Origin of the sequence: Pseudomonas oligotrophica (genome assembly GCF_021726475.1) — a bacterium.
GTDB lineage: Bacteria > Pseudomonadota > Gammaproteobacteria > Pseudomonadales > Pseudomonadaceae > Stutzerimonas > Stutzerimonas oligotrophica.
This window is the reverse complement of the sequence record NZ_JAKJRU010000004.1, coordinates 301,726-319,300: the sequence shown is the minus strand read 5'-3', so window position 1 is coordinate 319,300 and position 17,575 is coordinate 301,726. Positions and strand designations below refer to the sequence as shown.

Here is a 17,575-nt window from a genome sequence, read left to right as displayed (position 1 = left end):
CTGCGCAGGGCGTGCGTGCCGGTCATCATGCCGCGATCTCCGTCAGGCGGGCGAAGGTCGTGGCCAGGTCCTCGCCCTCGGCGGCAAGCGCCGCGGCGGGGCCGCGGGCCACCAGGCGGCCGCGGTTGAGCACCAGCAGGTCGTCGTCCGGCTGCACCTCGTCGAGCAGGTGGGTGGTCCAGAGCACGCTCATGTGGTCGTCGCGGCAGAGCTGGCGGACATGCGCGTTGAGCGCCTGGCGGCTGGCCGGGTCGAGGCCGGCGCTGGCTTCGTCCAGCAGCAGCACGCTCGGTTCGTGCAGCAGCGCGCGGGCGATTTCCACCCGCCGCCGGTGCCCGCCATTGAGCTCGCGTACCTTGCAGCGCCGGCGCTCGCCGAGCGCCTGGCGCTCGAGTTCCATGTCGATCCGCGCGCTCGCCCGGGCCCGCGACAGGCCGTGCAGCGCGGCGTGGTAGCGCAGGTTCTGCTCGACGGTGAGATCCAGGTCCAGCGTGCTCTGCTGGAACACCACGCCCATGCGCTGCAGCGCCTGGCCGGGTTGGCGTCGCAGGCTGTAGCCCTCGATGCGGATCTCGCCCTGGCGCAGGTCGTAGAGGCGGGTCAGCAGGGCGATCAGCGTCGACTTGCCGGCGCCATTGGGGCCGAGCAGGGCGGTGAAGCGCCCGCGTGCGGTGGTGAAGTCCAGCCCGTCCAGTGCCCGCCGCGCGCCATAGGCGAACACGACGCCCTCGATCTCGAGCGCGTTCATGGCTTGACCACCACGCCCCAGGGGTAGCGCCCGACCTTGATCGACTTGGTGACCTTCAGCGCAGCCACGTCGATCACCGAGACATCGCCACTGACGCCATTGGTGGTCAGCAGCAGCTTCTCGTCGGGGCTGAAGGCCATGTGCCAGACGCGTCGGCCGACCAGCAGGTAGTCGAGCACCTCGTAGGTCTTGGCATCGACCACCGCCACGTGATTGGCCGGGCCGAGGGCGACGAAGGCGTACTTGCCGTCGGCACTGAGCCTGACGCCCACCGGCTGGACCTTGTCCGGGTGCACGCCCTTGATCTGGAAGTTGATCGTCTTGAGGATCTGCCGGCTGTCGACGTCGACCACGCTGACCGTGCCGCCGATCTCCGAGGAGGACCACAGCCGCTTGCTGTCGAGGCTGAATTCGACATGCCGCGGGCGCTGGTCGACCAGGGTGTTGTCCACCAGCTGGTTGGTGGCGGTGTCGATCCAGTGCAGCATGTTGGTCGTCTCGCTGGTGTTCACCGCCCACTTGCCGTCCGGGCTCACCGCCATGCCCTCGGGCTCGACGCCGACGTCGATCTGCGCGAGCACCTGCTCGCTCTCGACATCGACCACGGTGACCAGCGCATCGTCTTCGTTGGAGATGTACAGCCACTTGTTGTTGGGGTGCAGGGCGAACTGCTCCGGGTCCGCTCCCGACGGCAGCTGCTTGATGATCTGCTGCGTGGCCAAGTCGAGCACCTGCACGGTGTCCGAGTCGCTGGCGCAGATGTACAGCAGCGTGTTGTCGTGGGACAGCGCCAGCCCGCGCGGGCGCATCCCCACGTCGATGGTCGCGACGGTTTCCATGCGCTCGAGGTCGATCACGCTGAGGTTGTCGTCCTTCTCGTTGGAGACGTAGGCGGTGGCGGCGTGGGCCGGGGCGAGCAGGGCGCAGCACAGGGCGCCGGCAATGGCGGTGGCGAGGCGATGGCGAGGCATGGGTCGGTCCTTGTTGTAGTTGTTGTGGCGGAGTTCAGCGGGTGCTGGCCTCCGGCGTGTCGCCGCCGGCCTGGTCGAGCTGGCGCAGGTAGTCGTCCGCCTCGCTTTGCCCGCCGGCCGAGGCACGCTGCAGCCAGGTACGCGCGGCCGCCGGATCGGCCGTCACGCCGCGCCCTTCGGCCAGGGCCACGCCCCAATGGTAGCGGGCGAGGCTGACATAGCTGGCGTCGTCCGGCTGGCCGGCGGCCTTTTCCAGCAGTTCGGCGGATTTGCCGAGGTCCACCGGCACGCCGCTGCCGCTCTCGTACATCTGTGCCAGCGAGATCATCGAATAGATGTCGTTCCAGCGCGCCATGCAGTCCTCGAAGATCGCCCGCGCCGCATCGAAGTTTCCGGTCTTGGCGGTGACGTAGCCGTACAGGCACTTGATGCGCTTGGGGCTGTCGAGGTAGGCCTCGTAGCCCAGTTCGTCGGCGATCGCGCTGCCGTTGAGCAGGGCCAGGCCGTACAGCAGGTAGGCAGGTTTCATCGCTCGACCTCGCTCAGGCGGCAGCGGCTTTCGGGGGCGTCGTAGCCAAGGGTGTCCAGCTCGCTGGTCGGATGCAGGAAGCCTTCCTGCGGCGCAGTGGCGACCAGCGCGCGCGGGTGCACCAGCGGGATCGGCTGGCGCAACTGGCCGTCCCACGGCCGGAAGCTCAGCTTGCGGCCCTTGAAGCCGTCCAGCGGCAGCTGCTCGACCAGCACCGCCTGGCGCAGCGCCGCCGGTTCGTTGGTCTTCAGACGGGTGACCGCCGTGGCGAGGCTGCGCACGGCGATCCAGGCGGCGAAGTCGCGATCGTTCATCCAGCGCCCGGCATGTTCTTCGAAGCGCTTCTGCAGCTGGGCGGCGCCGTAGGTCTCGACGGTCTTGTGCCAGCCGGTCGGGGTCAGGCCCTGGGTGCCGGCCACCGGCCGCGGATACCAGGTCTGGTAGGGCACGTACTCGCCGAAGTCGCCGCGCTCGTCGGCCACCAGCACCACGTCGTATTCGGCGGTCTGGGTGAACAGCGGCATCTCGGCCTGGGCGGTGCGGCGCTGGTCGTTGTCGAAGCTCCAGGCCTTCTCGGCGACGATCTTGTGGCCGAAGCGCTTGGCTGCCCGGCGCAGGGCTTCGGCGTAGGCCTGGTCTGCGGCGGTGTTGCCGACAATCAGCAGCCAGCGGTTCCAGCGCCGCGCGGCGAGGAACTGGCCCAGGGCATCGGCCAGCATGCTGCGGCTGGGCAGGGTATGCAGCAGGTTGGGCAGGCAGCGCTGGCGCAGCGCGTCGTCGGCGCTGCCGGCATTGAGCAGCAGCGCATCGGGCATCGCCTGGGCCAGTTGCGCCAGCTGCTCGGCCGGGGCGTTGACCACCAGCAGCCGCAGCCCCTGGGCGTACAGCTGGCGCGCGCCGTCCAGCAGCGCTTGCGGCGACTCGGCGCTGACCGCCTCGAGGGCATAGTCGTGCTTGAGGAAGCGCCCGGTGGTATTGCTGTCGGTGATGGCCAGTTCGGCGCCGCGCAGGCCGGCGTCGGCGGGCTCGGGGATGACATTGGACAGCAGCGGACCGGGGTCCGGACGGTAGCCCAGGTAGCCGATCCGCACTTGCAGCGCGGCCGGCGTCGCGGGTGCCGCCTGCAGCGTCGGCGCGGCGCAGCCAAGGGCGACCAGCGAAAGCAGGGAACGGATCGCGAGCGAACGCATCGGCAACTCCTCATGGGTTGCGGCCAGCATAGGAAGCGTCGCCAGGTCGGGAAATATGCAGAAAGTACCAGCCGGGCCGTACCAAGGTAGTAGGCGCGTGATGCCCTGGCGGCTCTAGCATGGCCCTCGCCAGAACAACAATGAGGCCCGGATATGCCCGCCATCAAGCCCTTGCTGCTCAACCTGCTGCTGATCGGCAGCCTGATCGGCTTCGACCACTGCAGCGCCGCCGGCGACCTGACGCGCCGCACCCAGGCCCTGCCGGACCTGAAATTCGGCTCCGAGGCGAGCGACTACGCCGTCTCGCAGAAGGAGTACCAGCTGGAGACCGGCGTCGCCTACCAGCTCAAGGTGATCTCCGACGGGCAGAAGGAATGCGCCTTCCAGGCCCCGGAGTTCGCCCAGTCGATCTTCCTGCGCAAGGTCGAGGCCGGTGGCGTCGAGATCAAGGCGATGACGCTGACCGAACTGGAATTCGAGGACGCCGGCGAGGCGGAGATTTTCTTCCTGCCGATCAAGCCCGGCAGCTACCCGTTCTATTGCAAGGGCCTGCAGAACAAGGGCATGGAAGGCCGCTTCCTGGTCAAGTGAGGCCCCTGGCTGGGTCTGCGCGAGGCAGGGCAGAGGCGGCATTGCTACAGGATGGTCATGAGGATGGCGTATCTTGGCGAGCCTGGCCGCTACCCCGGCGCGCCACCTGGCGCAGGAAGCCAAATGAACCGCTCTCATCCAGGCCCGGGCAGCGGCCCCGTCACCCAGCGCAGGGGCTGAGGACATGGCGCCTCACCTGCGTATCGTGCTCGCGCTGGGAACCGCGCAGACCCTGGCCTGTACTACCTGCCGGCGGTGCTGGCCGAACCCATGGCGCGCGAGCTGGGGCTGTCCAGTGGCAACGTCTTCGCTGCCTTTTCCCTGGCACTGGTGGTCACCGCTGTGCTCGGGCCGCTGGTGGGCAGGCGAATCGACCGCCACGGCGGGCGTGACGTACTGGCACTGTCCAGCCTGGTGTTCGCCGCGGGCCTGACCACCCTCGGGCTCGCCACCGGGCCGCTGATGCTCTGGCTCGGCTGGCTGGTCATCGGAATCGGCATGGCGCTGGGGCTCTACGAGTCGGCATTCTCGACGCTCACCGGTCTCTATGGCCGCGACGCCCGTGGCGCGATCACCGGGATCACCTTGCTTGCCGGCTTCGCCAGTACCGTCTGCTGGCCGGTCAGCGGCTGGCTGGAAGCCGCCTATGGCTGGCGCGCGACCTGCCTCGTCTGGGCCGGCATGCATGTCGTGCTCGGCCTGCCGCTGAATCGTCTGCTGGTACCGCTGGGCATCCAGCCCGAGCCGAGCGGCGGAGCCAGCAGCGACAGGCCGCGCAACGACCGCCACGGGCTGGCGATGGGGCTGCTGGCATTTGTCTTCGCTGCCACCTGGTTCACCAGCACGGCAATGGCCGCGCACCTGCCGAGGCTGCTGCAGGAGGCCGGGCTCTCGGCCGCGGCGGCAATCGGGGCGGCGGCGCTGGTCGGCCCGGCGCAGGTCGGCGCGCGCTGTCTGGAGTTCGTCCTGCTGCAGCGCTGCCACCCGCTGTTTTCAGCGCGGCTGGCGACGATCGCCCATCCCCTCGGAGCGGCCGGCGTGGTCCTGGCCGGTGCGCCGGCCGCCGCGGCGTTCGCCGTGTTGCACGGGGCGGGCAACGGCATCCTGACGATTGCCAAGGGCACGCTGCCACTGGTGATCTTCGGACCGCACGGCTATGGCCTGCGGCAGGGCGTGCTGATGGTGCCGGCGCGTTTTGCCCAGGCCTTTTCGCCGCTGGTGTTCGCCTTGCTGATCGAGGAGGTCGGCATCGGTGCCCTGTGGTTGTCGGCGGTGCTGGGGCTACTCGCATTCGCTGCGCTGGGTTGGCTACGGCGCGGTGCGGCAGTGCCCGTCTAAGGGCCTGCCGGTTCGGTTCGGCTGCAGCAGCCGGTGTCGACCGCAGCCTGCGGCTCCGAGGGGCAGCAGGCGCTGGGCCGGTCATCCAGCAGGCTGGCCGCTGCCAGCAGGCCAGCCCTGAGGATCAGCTCGGCGGGAATCGCTTCGTAGACCTGCTCACCCAGCTGCAGCGTGCGGCAATCGGCGTCGCCACAGGCCGAGCAGCACCGGCTCCGGCCGGACGAGGCGCCGAGCCAGTGTTCCAGTGGCGCATCGGCGATCCACAGGCGGTTGGACTCCAGTGGCGCCTGGGCGAAGCGGGCCGGATCGAGCTGATGGACCTTGAGCTGCACTTCGATGCCGAGCACGTGCAAGGCCTGCGCGAGGTCGGCGGCGGCCTGGCGGACCGCCTGCTCGGTGGCGCCGCAGCGGTCACAGGTGCGGCCTTGGGCGTCCAGCAGGCGCTGCCAGCGGATCTCGAGGGTTTTCATCGCGGCGCTCTCCTGCAGGCCGGTTGCCCCCAGAGTCTAGGCCGCTTCCGTGGCAGGCGCGGCCTCCGTCGTGCGTCGCTAGCGGTTGTCGCCGTTCAGCTGGCTGGCGAACTGGCCGACCGCACTGACCACCCGCTGGGCACCGTCCTGGATCTCGACGATCACCGCACCGGCCTGGTTGGCAAACTCCAGGCCCTGTTCGGCCTGGCCACGGCTGCTGGACATGCTGTGCACCGCGGCCTGGGCCAGCTCCTGGTTCTTCTGCACCACGCCGACGATCTCCTCGGCCGCCTTGCTGGTACGCGCGGCGAGCTGGCGTACCTCGTCGGCCACCACCGCGAAGCCACGGCCCTGGTCGCCGGCCCGCGCCGCCTCGATGGCCGCGTTCAGCGCCAGCAGGTTGGTCTGGTCGGCGATGCCGCTGATGGTCTTGAGGATCGCGCTGATCAGCTGCGACTGCTTGTCCAGCGCCTCGATGCCATCGGAGGCGTCCTGCATCTGCTGGGCGATCCGGCGCATCACCTCGACGGTCTGCTGGACCACTTCGGCGCCGCGCTGGGCACTGCGGTCGGTCTGCTGCGAGGTGCCGTAGGCGATGGTCGCCGCTTCGGCCACGGCATTCTCGCGCTGGACCTGCTCGGTGATCACCGTGGCGAACTTGATGATCTTGTAGAGCGTGCCGTGGGCGTCGTGCACCGGGTTGTAGGAGGCCTCCAGCCAGACCTCACGGCCGAAGGCGTCGACGCGCTTGAAGCGCGAGGCGACGTACTCGCCGCGATTGAGTCGCTCCCAGAAGGCGCGGTAGTCGGCCGATTCGCTTTCTTCGCGCTCACAGAACATGCGGTGGTGCTTGCCCTGGATCTGCTCCAGGCGGTAGCCCATGCCGTCGAGGAAGCGCTGGTTGGCGGTCAGCACATGGCCCTTGAGGTCGAACTCGATCACCGCGGTCGAGCGCAGCAGCGCCTTGATCACGCTTTCGTGCTCGCGCGAGGTCTCGATGGTCCGGGTCAGGTTGTTGGCGCAGAGGGTGAAGTAGCGCAGCGAGCCGTCCGCGCCCTTGATCGGCTGCCAGATCGAGCGCAACCAGGCCTCGCGGCCGTCGGCGCACAGCAGGCGATAGGCGCCGGACAGGTGCTCGCCCCGCTGCAGGGCAGTGCGCAGTCGCGCGTAGTTGGCCTCGCTGCGAAATTGCGCGCTGAACAGCTCGCCCAGCGTGCGGCCGAGCAGTTGTTCGCGGCGGTAGCCGGTCTCGCCGAGGAAGAGATCGTTGACATGCTGGATGCGTCCCTGCGGGTCCACTTCGAGGACCATCATCTCCCGGTACAGCGAGTCCTTGATCTGCCGGTTGGTCGCGACTTCCTCGCGCAGCGCCGACAGCTCCCGCTTGAGCGTCTTGTTGAACATGTTCTTGGCATCCAGAGAAGGGAGGGCAACTACCGCCCAACTTCTGCTTCGGCTGCGCACTGGCGAACTGGAGTGTCGGGCGCCGGCAATTTCCGCTATCGATGCGATAGGCAGGTTCAATCGCCCAGCGCCTGCTCGAGCAGCGCCTGCCGTACCGCCGGCTCCAGCGCATGGAACACCTGCAGCGCGCCGAAGGCATCGTCTGCCGCGTAGCGCTGCTGGGCCTCGCTAAGCCCGAGGCTCGCCCAGTTCGAGGTGGCCAGGCGGCGCGACTTGGGGATGGCCTGCTGCAGCAGCCCGGCCACCGCGCCGCGCAGGCCGACCTGGCCCTTGATGCCCACATAGCGCAGCACGCTGCCCAGGTCGATGCAGGCGTGCAGGCGGATGCCGAGGCGGCTGTGCAGGTGGCTGCGGTCGGACTTGAGGCCGAAGCCGACCTTTACCAGGTGGTGGTTTTCCAGCACCGCGCGGGCTGCATCCAGGCAGCCGGGCACCGCGACCCGCAGCAGGTAGGCCCGCTGCCGCGTGGCGAACTGGATCAGGTGCGGGCCGTCGGAGCGCTCGCCGACGCGGAAGGTCGGCCTGGACTCGGTGTCGAAACCGATCGGCCCGCCGTCCGAGAGCAGCTCGCGCAGGGCTTCCGCGCAAGCCGCGGCATCGCCCGGCAGGCAGATCCGCTCGATCCCGATGCCCCGGAACGGGGCCAGCGCGACGCTATCGGGCGATGGCGCGATCCGCACGATCGGCAACCGGTTCATGGGGCCAGCCATTGCGGGGCGGGGTTGCACAGGAGCCAGAGGGCCGCCTCCTGATGATCGGCAGCGCGCACCTGGAAGCGTTCAGTCATGGGCCGGTCTCGTCGCGGGATGCGGGCACCCTAGCGGCTGCGCGGCGCAACGTCCATTGCATCGCGCAAGCGTACGCGCAGCGTACAGGACACATGCCTCGCAAGGCGTGCCATGCGCACCTTTAGCGCCTGCGCCGAGGCTGCGTGCGGCGCACCCTACGGCCCGTAAAGGCGGCGGTGACGGGCCATTACAAGCGAGAACGATTCCGATCTGCTACTACAGGGCCCTGGCTCGCCGGTCGCAGGCGCTACTACCAAGGGAGTAGGGCTTGGCATCCAAAGCAGGATTCTGCCGAGTCGCCCACGGTTTCAAGATGCGGCCATGCGCTCCGGCCAGGAGCTGCCTCGCTCAGATTCACGAACCAAGGGTGGTAGTCATGAACAACAACAAAACTCTGCGCGCTCTGCTGGCGGCCGGTTTCATCGGTTTCTCCGGCCTGGCGCTGGCCCATGGCGATGTCACGCCGCAGGCTGTCGAAACCAAGGGGCTGCCTTCGCTGGGCGAGGAGTGGGCCGACGAGAACCCGTTCCGCGAGCCGAGCGAATACAACAAGCGCGCCGTCGAGATCGGCTCCTCCGCCTACAATCAGAACTGCGCCCGCTGCCACGGCCTGGAAGCCATCTCCGGCGGTATCGCACCGGACCTGCGCGACCTGGAAGCCAATATCGACGGTGACGAGTGGTTCAAGGAGCGCGTGATCAACGGTGCCGTGCGCGACGGCGCGGTGTACATGCCGCGCATGGCCGACACCCTCAGCCAGGAAGCGCTGTGGGCGATCCGTACCTATATCGAAAGCGAAGCTGCCAAACGGTGACCGCCATGCGCCGGATGCTCAAGCTGTTCTGCCTGGTTCTGGCATGCGTGGTGCTGCAGGCGCAGGCCGCGCAGGTCCGGCCGTATGACGACATCATCGAATCCGGCGTGCTCAAGGTCGCGGTCTACGAGAACTTCCCGCCCTACAGCTACCTGGCCGATGGCAAGCCACAGGGCGTCGACGTGGACCTGGCGCAGAAGCTCGCCGCGGGCCTGGGCCTGAAGCTCGAGCTGCTGTGGGTCACGCCCGGCGAGAAGCTTGACGACGATCTGCGCAACTTCATCTGGAAGGGCCACTACCTGCGGCCGAACGTACTCGCCGACCTGATGCTGCGGGTGCCCTATGACCGCGAGTTCAGCTACCGGCGCAACGAGGTGGGCGAACTGGTCAACGAGCAGGTGGCGATGTTCGGCCCCTACCAGCGCGAACGCTGGCAGGTCGCCTACGACGACCGGCGCATGGACGACGTGCCCAGCGTCGCGGTGTTCCAGTACCACCCCATCGGGGTCGAGGTGGAGAGCGTGCCCTCGTTCTACATGACCTCGGTGTTCAACGGTCGCATGGCCGGCAATACCCACCACTACGCTTCGCCGGGGCTGGCCTTCGAGGCCATGCGCAAGGGCGAGGTGGACGCCACCATGGCCATGCGCGGCGAGATCGACTGGCTGGTCGGGCAGTCTGGCGACGAGCACTTCAAGCTGGCGGAGAACGCCTACCCGAACATGGGCCGGCAGGCCTGGGACCTAGGCATGGCGGTGCACGAGTCCAACCGCCAGCTGGCCTATGCGCTCGAAGCGGTGCTCGAGCCGCTGATCGCCGACGGTGAGATGGAGCGCATCTACGCCAGCCATGGCATGCGCTACGAGAAGCCGGACCTGTATCAGGACGCACCGGGCGTCGTACATCGCTGACGGCCCTCGCGCCGAAGGAGTCGGACATGTCCATGCGTGCGTTGCTGCTGATGGTCCTGGCCCTGGGAGCGGCGCCGCTGCAGGCCGGCGAGCCCGACCCGCTGCAATCGGTGATGTGGGAACACCACCACCGCAACCTGCTCGGCGGCCAGGCCTATGTGTTCGACCCGCAGGTGCGGGTCGAGCTGCCACCCTTCGCCGAGGATGCGCGCCAGGTGCCGGTACTGGTCGATGCCCGCGCGCTGGGCGACGAGGTGGTGCGCATCGAGGCCTGGGCCGATCTGAACCCCATCCCGCGGATCTTCACCTTCGTGCCGGGCGATGAAGTCCTGCCGCTGGTGGCGATCCGCATCCGCGTCGAGCAGGCGACGCCGGTGCGCGCCGCGGTGCTGACCCGCGATGGTGTCTGGCATGTCGGCGGCGCCAAGGTCGATGCGGCCGGCGGCGGCTGTACCGCACCCAGCGTGGTGCGTGCGCAGCCGGGCTGGGAGGATCGTCTCGGGCAGGTGCTCGGCGGGCGCTTCCCGCGTGGCGAGGCGAGCCGCCTGCGCATGCAGGTGGCCCACCCGATGGACAACGGCCTGGTTGGCGGCATCCCCGAGTTCTTCCTCAACCAGGCCGAACTGCGCGACGCGGACGGCCAGCCGCTGGCGACTATGGAGCTCTATCCGGCCGTCGCGGAAAACCCCACCCTCAGCCTCGAGCTGAAGCACGACCAGCCGGCGCAGCTCTGGCTGCGCGACAACAACGGCAACGAGTTCGAAGCCGCATTCTGATCGCCCCATCGCCACGGGAGGCCCCATGCGCCTGATCCTTCTCGCCCTTGCGCTGTGCCTCGGCCTGCCGGCGCAGGCGGAGTTCAGCTACCAGCTGCAGCCACGCCAGATCGCGGCCGATACCTGGCTGTTCGAGGGCAGTACCGACAACTTCGACAAGCACAACGGCGCCAACATCGTCAACACGGCGTTCATCGTCGGCACCGATGGCGTGCTGGTGATCGACAGCGGCCCCTCGCGGCGCTACGGCGAGCAGATGCGCGAAGCCATCGGCCGCATCACCGACAAGCCCATCGTCAAGGTGTTGCTGACGCACCATCACCCCGACCACGTGCTCGGCAACCAGGCCTTCGCCGACGTGCCCATCGCCGCGCTGGCCGGCACCACCGAGCTGCTGCGCGAGCAGGGCGACGCCATGGCCGAGAACATGTACCGCCTGGTCGGCGACTGGATGCGCGGCACCGAGGTGCTGCTGCCGAGCGAGACACTGGAGCCCGGCGTGCTGGAAATCGCCGGCCATCGCCTGCGGCTGCTGGCCTTGCGCGGGCACACCGGCGCGGACCTGGCCATCTTCGACGAGACCAGCGGCGTGCTGCTGGCCGGCGATATCGTCTTCTACCAGCGTGCGCTGACCACGCCGAACAGCCCGGGGCTGGATGCCTGGCTGGCCGATCTCGACACCCTCCAGGCGCTGCCCTGGAAGCTGCTGGTGCCCGGCCACGGCCCGGTGGCCGAGGATGCCGCGCCGTTCGAGCAGATGCGCGACTACCTCGGCTGGCTCGACGGGCTGCTGCGCCAGAGTGCCGAAAGCGGGGCGGAGCTGGGCGAGGTGGCGCAGGCGCCGATCCCGCCGCGCTTCGCCGGCATCAGCCTGACGCGCTACGAGCTGATCCGCAGCGCCACGCACCTCTATCCGAAATACGAGGCGCAGGCGCTCGAGCGCATCGACCGGCAGTAGCCCTCAGGCGCGCCGCATCGACCAGTAGCTGCGGCGGAACAGGTCGCGCTCGCCGAGCGCGCCGACGCCCACCGCGAAGCCCAGCAGCACCAGCGTCACGTACAGGCACAGCTGCACCAGGCCCTCGGGCTGCGGTGCGTTGTGCAGCACCGCGGCCAGCGCCCCGGCGGTCGCCAGCCAGCGCAGCAGCAGGGCGGCACCCAGTCCGCGCGGCGAAGCGCGGTAGACGTACAGCCCCATGAACAACGCCTGCAGCACCGCCCCGCAGGAGAAGGCGATGGCCAGGCCCAGGGCGCCATAGGGGCGGTAGAGCAGGGCGTCGAGGGCCACCGTCAGCACCGCGGCGACCAGGGTGATGACCAGGAACAGCCGCGCCTGGTGCTGCGCCAGCAGCGCACGTCCCCAGAGCAGCGCCAGCCCCATGGCCGGCAGCCCCAGCGCATAGGGCACCACCAGCGAGGCTGTGGCGGTGGTCTGCGCCGCGCCGAACTCGCCGCGCTCTAGCAGTACCGCGACTACCGATTCGGGGAACGAGCTGAGCACCACCGAGGCCGGCACCAGGAACAGCAGCGTCGCCAGCAGGCCCTTGCGGATCACCGCGGCATGGCCGGCATGGTCCTTGTCGTTCCAGCTGGCGGAGAACTGCGGGAACAGCACCGACAGCACCGACATTGCATAGAGCGTCAGTGGAATGGTGACGATGCGGAAGGCGAAGGACAGCATGGTGATGCTGCCCTCGTCGAGAAAGGAGGCGAACATCCGCTCGGCCAGGATGCACGCCTGCTGCGCGCCGGCGGCCAGCAGCACCGGCGCGAAGGCCAGGCCGAATTCGCCGCCGCGGCCTTTGTCCACCGGCCTGGCTTCGCCGCGCAGGTAGTGCAGGCGCCGGTGTTGCGCGACGATCAGCGCCAGCTGCGGCAACAGCATGCCGATGAAGATCACCATGCCGGTTGGCTCGAACAGCAGGATGCCGATGATCGCCCCGGCGTTGAGCAGCACCGTACGGGTCATCGGCAGGATGAACACCTCGTCCATGTTCAGCAGCGCGCCCTGGCAGTAGAGCGTCGCCTGCACCGCGATCAGCAGCGCACCGACGCAGAACACCAGCTGGCCGGTGGCGACCTGGTCGGCCGACCAGCCCGGCGCCAGGGCGGTGAGGATCCAGTAGCTGGTCGCGATGATCAGCGCGCTGGCGGCCACGCCCATCAGCATCACGCGCCAGTAGAGCCAGCGGCTGACCGACTCGAACAGCGCCTCGGACTGGCTGCGCAGCTTCTGCAGGTAGGGAATCATCGCGTCGCGCAGCGACAGGCCGAGGAAGTTCTCGAAGAACAGCGGCAGGATCAGGGCCACGAAGATGAGGTCGGCTTCCCAGCTCAGTCCGAAGGACCGGGCGATGAACAGGTCGCGCAGAAAACCGAGAAGAAAGCTGGCGATGGTAAGCGCCAGGATGACCAGCGATGCGTTCATTCCTTGATCCTTGACCCAGGCCTGACCACGGCCTGCTTGCTGTTACGACGATGGGCGGCGCGGCCGCTCGGGCGCCGGCCAGACTGCTAGCGGTAGATAGACTGATAGGCGGCGCCATGGTTCCGGCCGAAGCACGCGGCAACGACTGCTGCGAATAGGTAAAAATGCCGTAAATCCGCTTTGCGAGAGCGGTCCGACTGCTTAAGGTTCAGGCTCCTTCCGCTGCGATCACCATCATGCCCGTCGCCCACACCGATTCTTCCTCCCGACTTCGCTGGCTGGCCGTCGCGCTGATCGCCACGGCCCTTGTTCTCCTGGCCTGGTGGCTGTGGCCCGAGACTCCGGCAAACGACGACCAGCGTTCCGGCGGGCGCCCCGGTTTCGGCGCTTTCGGCGGCCCGGTGCCGGTACGTGTCACGCCGGTCGGCCAGGGCCAGTTCCAGGTGTTCTACAAGGCGCTGGGCACGGTCACGCCGCTGAATACGGTGAACGTGCGCAGCCGGGTGGCCGGCGAGCTGGTCGAGGTGCGTTTCGAGGAAGGCCAGCGGGTCAAGGCCGGCGACCTGCTCGCGGTGATCGACCCGCGGCCCTATCGCGTGGCCCTGCAACAGGCCGAGGGCACCCTGCGGCAGAACCAGGCGCAGCTGAAGAACGCACAGATCGACCTGCAGCGCTACAAGGGCCTGTACGCCGAGGACAGCATCGCCAAGCAGACCCTCGACACCCAGGAGGCGCTGGTCAGCCAGTACCAGGGCACCCTGGCGGCCAACCAGGCGGCGGTCAACGAAGCCAGGCTCAACCTCGAGTTCACCCAGATCCGCGCGCCGATCGACGGCCGCCTCGGCCTGCGCCAGCTGGACCTCGGCAACCTGGTTGCCGCCAACGACACCACGCCGCTGGTGGTCATCACCCAGACCCAGCCGATGGCGGTGACCTTTACCCTGCCCGAGGGCGAGCTGCCGCCGGTGCTGACCCGCTTCCGCGGCGGCGAGGCGCTGGCCGTGCAGGCCTGGGATCGTGGCGAGCGCACCCTGTTCGGCGAGGGCGTGCTGGAAAGCGTCGACAACCAGATCGACGCCGCCACCGGCACCCTCAAGCTCAAGGCGCGCTTCGACAACGAGGCCGAGCTGCTGCTGCCCAACCAGTTCGTCAACGTGCGCCTGCGCGTGGAGACGCTGGACAACGCCACGCTGATTCCCTCGGCCGCGCTGCAATTCGGCTCGCGCGGCAACTTCGCCTATGTGGTCAACGCCGACAGCAAGGTCGAGCTGCGCAGCGTCGAGGTCGGCCCGAGCAACGGCGAGACCACGGTGATCAGCCAGGGCCTGGCGCCGGGCGAGCGGATCGTCGTGGAAGGCACCGACCGCCTGCGCGACGGCAGCGAGGTGGAAGTGGTGGACCCGGCCACCATGGCCCGCGAGGCGGCCGACCAGCCGAAGGTCGGCGTCGAGGAGAAAGGGGAGCGCCCGGCTCGATGAACGTCTCGCGGCTGTTCATCCTGCGGCCGGTGGCGACCACCCTGAGCATGGTGGCGATCCTCCTGGCCGGCCTGATCGCCTACAAGCTGCTGCCGGTGGCGGCGCTGCCGCAGGTCGACTACCCCACCATCCGCGTGATGACGCTCTACCCGGGGGCCAGTCCCGAGGTCATGACCAGCGCCGTCACCGCGCCGCTGGAGCGCCAGTTCGGCCAGATGCCGGGGCTGACGCAGCTGTCTTCGAGCAGCTCCGGCGGTGCCTCGGTCATCACCCTGCGCTTTTCCCTGGACGTCGAGCTGGACGTCGCCGAGCAAGAGGTGCAGGCGGCGATCAACGCGGCGAACAACCTGCTGCCCAGCGACCTTCCGGCGCCGCCGGTGTACAACAAGGTCAACCCGGCCGACACGCCGGTGATCACCCTGGCGATCACCTCCGAGACGCTGCCGCTGCCCAGGCTGCATGACCTGGTCGACACCCGCATGGCGCAGAAGCTCGCGCAGATCAGCGGCGTGGGCATGGTCAGCATCGCCGGCGGGCAACGCCCGGCGGTGCGCATCCGCACCAACCCCGAGGCGCTGGCCGCCTACGGGCTGTCGCTGGCCGACGTGCGCCAGCTGATCAACCAGGCCAACGTCAACCAGCCCAAGGGCAACTTCGACGGCCCGACCCGCGTCTCGATGCTCGATGCCAACGACCAGCTCGAATCGCCCGAGGAATATGCCGAGCTGATCCTCACCTACCAGGACGGCGCCGCGCTGCGCCTGAAGGACATCGCCAGCATCGTCGACGGCGCGGAGAACGAACGCCTGGCCGCCTGGGCCAACCGCAGCCAGGCCGTGCTGCTGAACATCCAGCGCCAGCCGGGCGCCAATGTCATCGATGTGGTCGAGCGCATCCAGGCACTGCTGCCGGAAGTCACCGCCAGCATGCCGGCAGGCCTGGACGTGGCCATCCTCACCGACCGTACGCAGACCATTCGCGCGGCGGTCACCGACGTGCAGCACGAGCTGATCCTGGCGACCATCCTGGTGGTCGCGGTGACCTTCGTCTTCCTGAAGAAGCTCTCGGCCACGGTGATCCCTTCGATCGCGGTGCCGCTGTCGCTGGTCGGCACCTTCGCGGTGATGTACCTCTGCGGCTTCTCGCTGAACAACCTGACGCTGATGGCGCTGACCATCGCCACCGGCTTCGTGGTGGACGATGCCATCGTCATGCTGGAGAACATCGCCCGCCACGTGGAGGAGGGCGAGACGCCGCTGAATGCCGCGCTCAAGGGCGCCAGGCAGATCGGCTTCACGCTGATCTCGCTGACCTTCTCGCTGATCGCCGTGCTGATCCCGTTGTTGTTCATGCAGGACGTGGTCGGCCGGCTGTTCCGTGAGTTCGCCATCACCCTGGCGGTGGCGATCCTGCTGTCGCTGGTGGTCTCGCTGACCCTGACGCCGATGATGTGCGCCAAGCTGCTCAAGCCGCACACGGTGAGCGCGGCCAAGCCGGACTGGGTCGAGCGGCTGATCGGCGGCTATGCGCGCTGGCTGGGCTGGGTGCTCGGCCACCAGACGCTGACCCTGCTGGTCGCGCTGGCCACCCTGGCGCTGACCGTGGTGCTCTACCTGATGGTGCCCAAGGGCTTCTTCCCGGTGCAGGACACCGGCGTGATCCAGGGTATCAGCGAGGCGCCGCAATCGGTTTCGTTCCGCGAGATGAGCGAGCGCCAGCAGCGCCTGGCCGAGGTATTGCTGGCCGACCCGGACGTAGTCAGCCTGTCGTCCTACATCGGCGTCGACGGCGATAACGTCACGCTCAACAGCGGGCGCCTGCTGATCAACCTCAAGCCGCACGCCGAGCGCAGCGCCACGGCCAGCCAGGTCATCGAGCGCCTGCGCCCCGAACTGGCGCGCATCCCGGGCATCGAGCTGTACCTGCAGCCGGTGCAGGACCTGTCCATCGAGGACCGGGTCAGCCGCACGCAGTTCCAGTTCAGCCTGGAGTCGCCCGACAGCGCCTTGCTCAGCGAATGGACGCCGCGCCTGGTCGAGGCCCTGCGCCAGCGGGCCGAACTGACCGACGTCGCCACCGACCTGCAGAGCGACGGCCTGCAGGTCTACCTGGATATCGACCGCGACGCCGCCGCGCGCCTGGGCATCGAGGTTTCGGCCATCACCGACGCGCTGTACGACGCCTTTGGCCAGCGGCAGATCTCGACCATCTTCACCCAGGCCAGCCAGTACCGCGTGGTGCTGGAGGTCGAGGACGGCCGCCGGCTCGGCCCGCAGGCGCTCGAGCAGCTGTTCGTCAAGGGCGAGGAGGGCGAGCCGGTGCGGCTGTCGAGCCTGGCGCGCATCGAGCAGCGCTCGGCACCGCTGTTGATCAACCACATCGGCCAGTTCCCGGCGGCGACGGTGTCGTTCAACCTCGCCGAAGGCATGTCGCTCGGCCACGCGGTCGAGGTGATCGAGCAGGTGGAGCGCGAGATCGGCCTGCCGGCGGGTATCCAGACGCACTTCCAGGGTGCCGCCGAAGCCTTCCGCGCGTCGCTGTCGAGCACGCTGCTGCTGATCCTCGCCGCGGTGGTGACCATGTACATCGTGCTCGGCGTGCTCTACGAGAGCTACATCCACCCGATCACCATTCTCTCCACGCTGCCCTCGGCCGCCGTGGGCGCCTTGCTGGCGCTGCTGCTGACCGGCAACGACCTGGGCCTGATCGCGATCATCGGCATCATCCTGCTGATCGGCATCGTCAAGAAGAACGCGATCATGATGATCGACTTCGCCCTGGAGGCCGAGCGCCACCAGGGCATGACCCCGGAGCAGGCGATCTACCGCGCCGCGCTGCTGCGTTTCCGGCCGATCCTGATGACCACCCTGGCGGCGCTGTTCGGCGCCATCCCGCTGATGCTCGCCACCGGCTCCGGCGCCGAACTGCGCCAGCCGCTGGGCCTGGTGCTGGTCGGTGGCCTGCTGATGAGCCAGTTGCTGACGCTGTTCACCACCCCGGTTATCTACCTGTTCTTCGATCGCCTGGGCCAGCGCTGGCGGCGCCAGGCCGAACCGGCGGAGGCCGGCGCATGAGCCGC

Annotated in this window: 16 protein-coding genes; 8 read left to right on the top strand and 8 right to left on the bottom strand. The window is 68.6% G+C overall.

Annotated elements, in window-relative coordinates; translation table 11 throughout:
• Positions 1-25: 25 nt before the first annotated feature.
• The 4 genes from L3N39_RS10755 to L3N39_RS10740 are packed head-to-tail and all read right to left on the bottom strand — an operon-like array spanning position 26 to position 3,438.
• Complete coding sequence (locus tag L3N39_RS10755; RefSeq protein WP_237257325.1) at positions 26-748, bottom strand: ABC transporter ATP-binding protein; 723 nt, start codon at positions 746-748, stop codon at positions 26-28.
• Complete coding sequence (locus L3N39_RS10750) at positions 745-1,719, bottom strand: YVTN family beta-propeller repeat protein (RefSeq protein ID WP_237257324.1); 975 nt, start codon at positions 1,717-1,719, stop codon at positions 745-747. Before L3N39_RS10750 ends, L3N39_RS10755 begins: the two co-directional genes overlap by 4 nt.
• A 34-nt stretch (positions 1,720-1,753) precedes the next feature.
• Complete coding sequence (locus tag L3N39_RS10745; RefSeq protein ID WP_237257323.1) at positions 1,754-2,248, bottom strand: tetratricopeptide repeat protein; 495 nt, start codon at positions 2,246-2,248, stop codon at positions 1,754-1,756.
• Complete coding sequence (locus L3N39_RS10740; protein WP_237257322.1) at positions 2,245-3,438, bottom strand: ABC transporter substrate-binding protein; 1,194 nt, start codon at positions 3,436-3,438, stop codon at positions 2,245-2,247. Before L3N39_RS10740 ends, L3N39_RS10745 begins: the two co-directional genes overlap by 4 nt.
• A gap of 153 nt (positions 3,439-3,591) precedes the next feature.
• On the opposite strand from L3N39_RS10740, the gene L3N39_RS10735 reads away from it, so the two are divergent.
• Both L3N39_RS10735 and L3N39_RS10730 read left to right on the top strand, forming a co-directional pair.
• Positions 3,592-4,029: a cupredoxin domain-containing protein gene (locus L3N39_RS10735; RefSeq protein WP_237257321.1), complete on the top strand. Its 438-nt coding sequence runs from the start codon at positions 3,592-3,594 to the stop codon at positions 4,027-4,029.
• A gap of 270 nt (positions 4,030-4,299) precedes the next feature.
• Entirely contained in the window at positions 4,300-5,367 is a 1,068-nt protein-coding gene (locus L3N39_RS10730; RefSeq protein WP_237257320.1) for an MFS transporter, read from the top strand.
• Here the strand turns inward: L3N39_RS10730 and L3N39_RS10725 are convergent.
• The 3 genes from L3N39_RS10725 to L3N39_RS10715 all read right to left on the bottom strand — a co-directional run bounded on the left by L3N39_RS10725 (position 5,364) and on the right by L3N39_RS10715 (position 7,999).
• A complete protein-coding gene (locus L3N39_RS10725) occupies positions 5,364-5,837 on the bottom strand; it encodes a DUF2703 domain-containing protein (RefSeq protein WP_237257319.1) in 474 nt (157 codons plus the stop codon). The two genes, L3N39_RS10730 and L3N39_RS10725, sit on opposite strands and share 4 nt — an antisense overlap.
• Before the next feature lie 78 nt (positions 5,838-5,915).
• Positions 5,916-7,241: a methyl-accepting chemotaxis protein gene (locus L3N39_RS10720; protein WP_237257318.1), complete on the bottom strand. Its 1,326-nt coding sequence runs from the start codon at positions 7,239-7,241 to the stop codon at positions 5,916-5,918.
• Positions 7,242-7,357: 116 nt separating this feature from the next.
• On the bottom strand, positions 7,358-7,999 hold the full coding sequence (locus L3N39_RS10715) for a 3'-5' exonuclease (protein WP_237257317.1): 642 nt from the start codon (positions 7,997-7,999) through the stop codon (positions 7,358-7,360).
• A 466-nt stretch (positions 8,000-8,465) separates the two neighbouring features.
• Between L3N39_RS10715 and pedF the strand changes: the two genes are divergently transcribed.
• Genes pedF through L3N39_RS10695 form a run of 4 tightly spaced genes read left to right on the top strand, consistent with a single transcriptional unit; the run spans position 8,466 to position 11,548 of the window.
• Positions 8,466-8,903: a cytochrome c-550 PedF gene (gene pedF, locus L3N39_RS10710; protein ID WP_237257316.1), complete on the top strand. Its 438-nt coding sequence runs from the start codon at positions 8,466-8,468 to the stop codon at positions 8,901-8,903.
• Between the two features lie 14 nt (positions 8,904-8,917).
• Positions 8,918-9,814, top strand: a complete 897-nt coding sequence (locus L3N39_RS10705) for a substrate-binding periplasmic protein (RefSeq protein ID WP_237257422.1) — start codon at positions 8,918-8,920, stop codon at positions 9,812-9,814.
• A 26-nt stretch (positions 9,815-9,840) separates the two neighbouring features.
• On the top strand, positions 9,841-10,590 hold the full coding sequence (locus L3N39_RS10700; protein ID WP_237257315.1) for a quinoprotein dehydrogenase-associated SoxYZ-like carrier: 750 nt from the start codon (positions 9,841-9,843) through the stop codon (positions 10,588-10,590).
• Between the two features lie 25 nt (positions 10,591-10,615).
• Entirely contained in the window at positions 10,616-11,548 is a 933-nt protein-coding gene (locus L3N39_RS10695; RefSeq protein WP_237257314.1) for a quinoprotein relay system zinc metallohydrolase 1, read from the top strand.
• 3 nt (positions 11,549-11,551) lie between these two features.
• Here the strand turns inward: L3N39_RS10695 and murJ are convergent, their stop codons facing one another.
• Entirely contained in the window at positions 11,552-13,018 is a 1,467-nt protein-coding gene (gene murJ / locus L3N39_RS10690; RefSeq protein ID WP_237257313.1) for a murein biosynthesis integral membrane protein MurJ, read from the bottom strand.
• A gap of 236 nt (positions 13,019-13,254) precedes the next feature.
• Here murJ and L3N39_RS10685 point away from each other — a divergent pair, with 236 nt between their 5' ends.
• Together L3N39_RS10685 and L3N39_RS10680 are read left to right on the top strand one after the other, a co-directional pair.
• Positions 13,255-14,496, top strand: a complete 1,242-nt coding sequence (locus tag L3N39_RS10685; RefSeq protein WP_237257312.1) for an MdtA/MuxA family multidrug efflux RND transporter periplasmic adaptor subunit — start codon at positions 13,255-13,257, stop codon at positions 14,494-14,496.
• Positions 14,493-17,570: an MdtB/MuxB family multidrug efflux RND transporter permease subunit gene (locus L3N39_RS10680; protein WP_237257311.1), complete on the top strand. Its 3,078-nt coding sequence runs from the start codon at positions 14,493-14,495 to the stop codon at positions 17,568-17,570. Before L3N39_RS10685 ends, L3N39_RS10680 begins: the two co-directional genes overlap by 4 nt.
• The last annotated feature ends 5 nt before the right edge of the window (positions 17,571-17,575 follow it).

What these genes read in the sequence shown, in the direction of transcription:
- murJ (WP_237257313.1), bottom strand. Translation starts at nt 13,018, where the DNA reads ATGAACGCATCGCTGGTCATCCTGGCGCTTACCATCGCCAGCTTTCTT.
- L3N39_RS10725 (WP_237257319.1), bottom strand. Translation starts at nt 5,837, where the DNA reads ATGAAAACCCTCGAGATCCGCTGGCAGCGCCTGCTGGACGCCCAAGGC.
- L3N39_RS10680 (WP_237257311.1), top strand. Translation starts at nt 14,493, where the DNA reads ATGAACGTCTCGCGGCTGTTCATCCTGCGGCCGGTGGCGACCACCCTG.
- L3N39_RS10755 (WP_237257325.1), bottom strand. Translation starts at nt 748, where the DNA reads ATGAACGCGCTCGAGATCGAGGGCGTCGTGTTCGCCTATGGCGCGCGG.
- L3N39_RS10730 (WP_237257320.1), top strand. Translation starts at nt 4,300, where the DNA reads ATGGCGCGCGAGCTGGGGCTGTCCAGTGGCAACGTCTTCGCTGCCTTT.
- L3N39_RS10750 (WP_237257324.1), bottom strand. Translation starts at nt 1,719, where the DNA reads ATGCCTCGCCATCGCCTCGCCACCGCCATTGCCGGCGCCCTGTGCTGC.
- L3N39_RS10735 (WP_237257321.1), top strand. Translation starts at nt 3,592, where the DNA reads ATGCCCGCCATCAAGCCCTTGCTGCTCAACCTGCTGCTGATCGGCAGC.
- L3N39_RS10700 (WP_237257315.1), top strand. Translation starts at nt 9,841, where the DNA reads ATGTCCATGCGTGCGTTGCTGCTGATGGTCCTGGCCCTGGGAGCGGCG.
- L3N39_RS10685 (WP_237257312.1), top strand. Translation starts at nt 13,255, where the DNA reads ATGCCCGTCGCCCACACCGATTCTTCCTCCCGACTTCGCTGGCTGGCC.
- L3N39_RS10715 (WP_237257317.1), bottom strand. Translation starts at nt 7,999, where the DNA reads ATGAACCGGTTGCCGATCGTGCGGATCGCGCCATCGCCCGATAGCGTC.
- L3N39_RS10745 (WP_237257323.1), bottom strand. Translation starts at nt 2,248, where the DNA reads ATGAAACCTGCCTACCTGCTGTACGGCCTGGCCCTGCTCAACGGCAGC.
- L3N39_RS10695 (WP_237257314.1), top strand. Translation starts at nt 10,616, where the DNA reads ATGCGCCTGATCCTTCTCGCCCTTGCGCTGTGCCTCGGCCTGCCGGCG.
- L3N39_RS10720 (WP_237257318.1), bottom strand. Translation starts at nt 7,241, where the DNA reads ATGTTCAACAAGACGCTCAAGCGGGAGCTGTCGGCGCTGCGCGAGGAA.
- L3N39_RS10740 (WP_237257322.1), bottom strand. Translation starts at nt 3,438, where the DNA reads ATGCGTTCGCTCGCGATCCGTTCCCTGCTTTCGCTGGTCGCCCTTGGC.
- pedF (WP_237257316.1), top strand. Translation starts at nt 8,466, where the DNA reads ATGAACAACAACAAAACTCTGCGCGCTCTGCTGGCGGCCGGTTTCATC.
- L3N39_RS10705 (WP_237257422.1), top strand. Translation starts at nt 8,918, where the DNA reads ATGCTCAAGCTGTTCTGCCTGGTTCTGGCATGCGTGGTGCTGCAGGCG.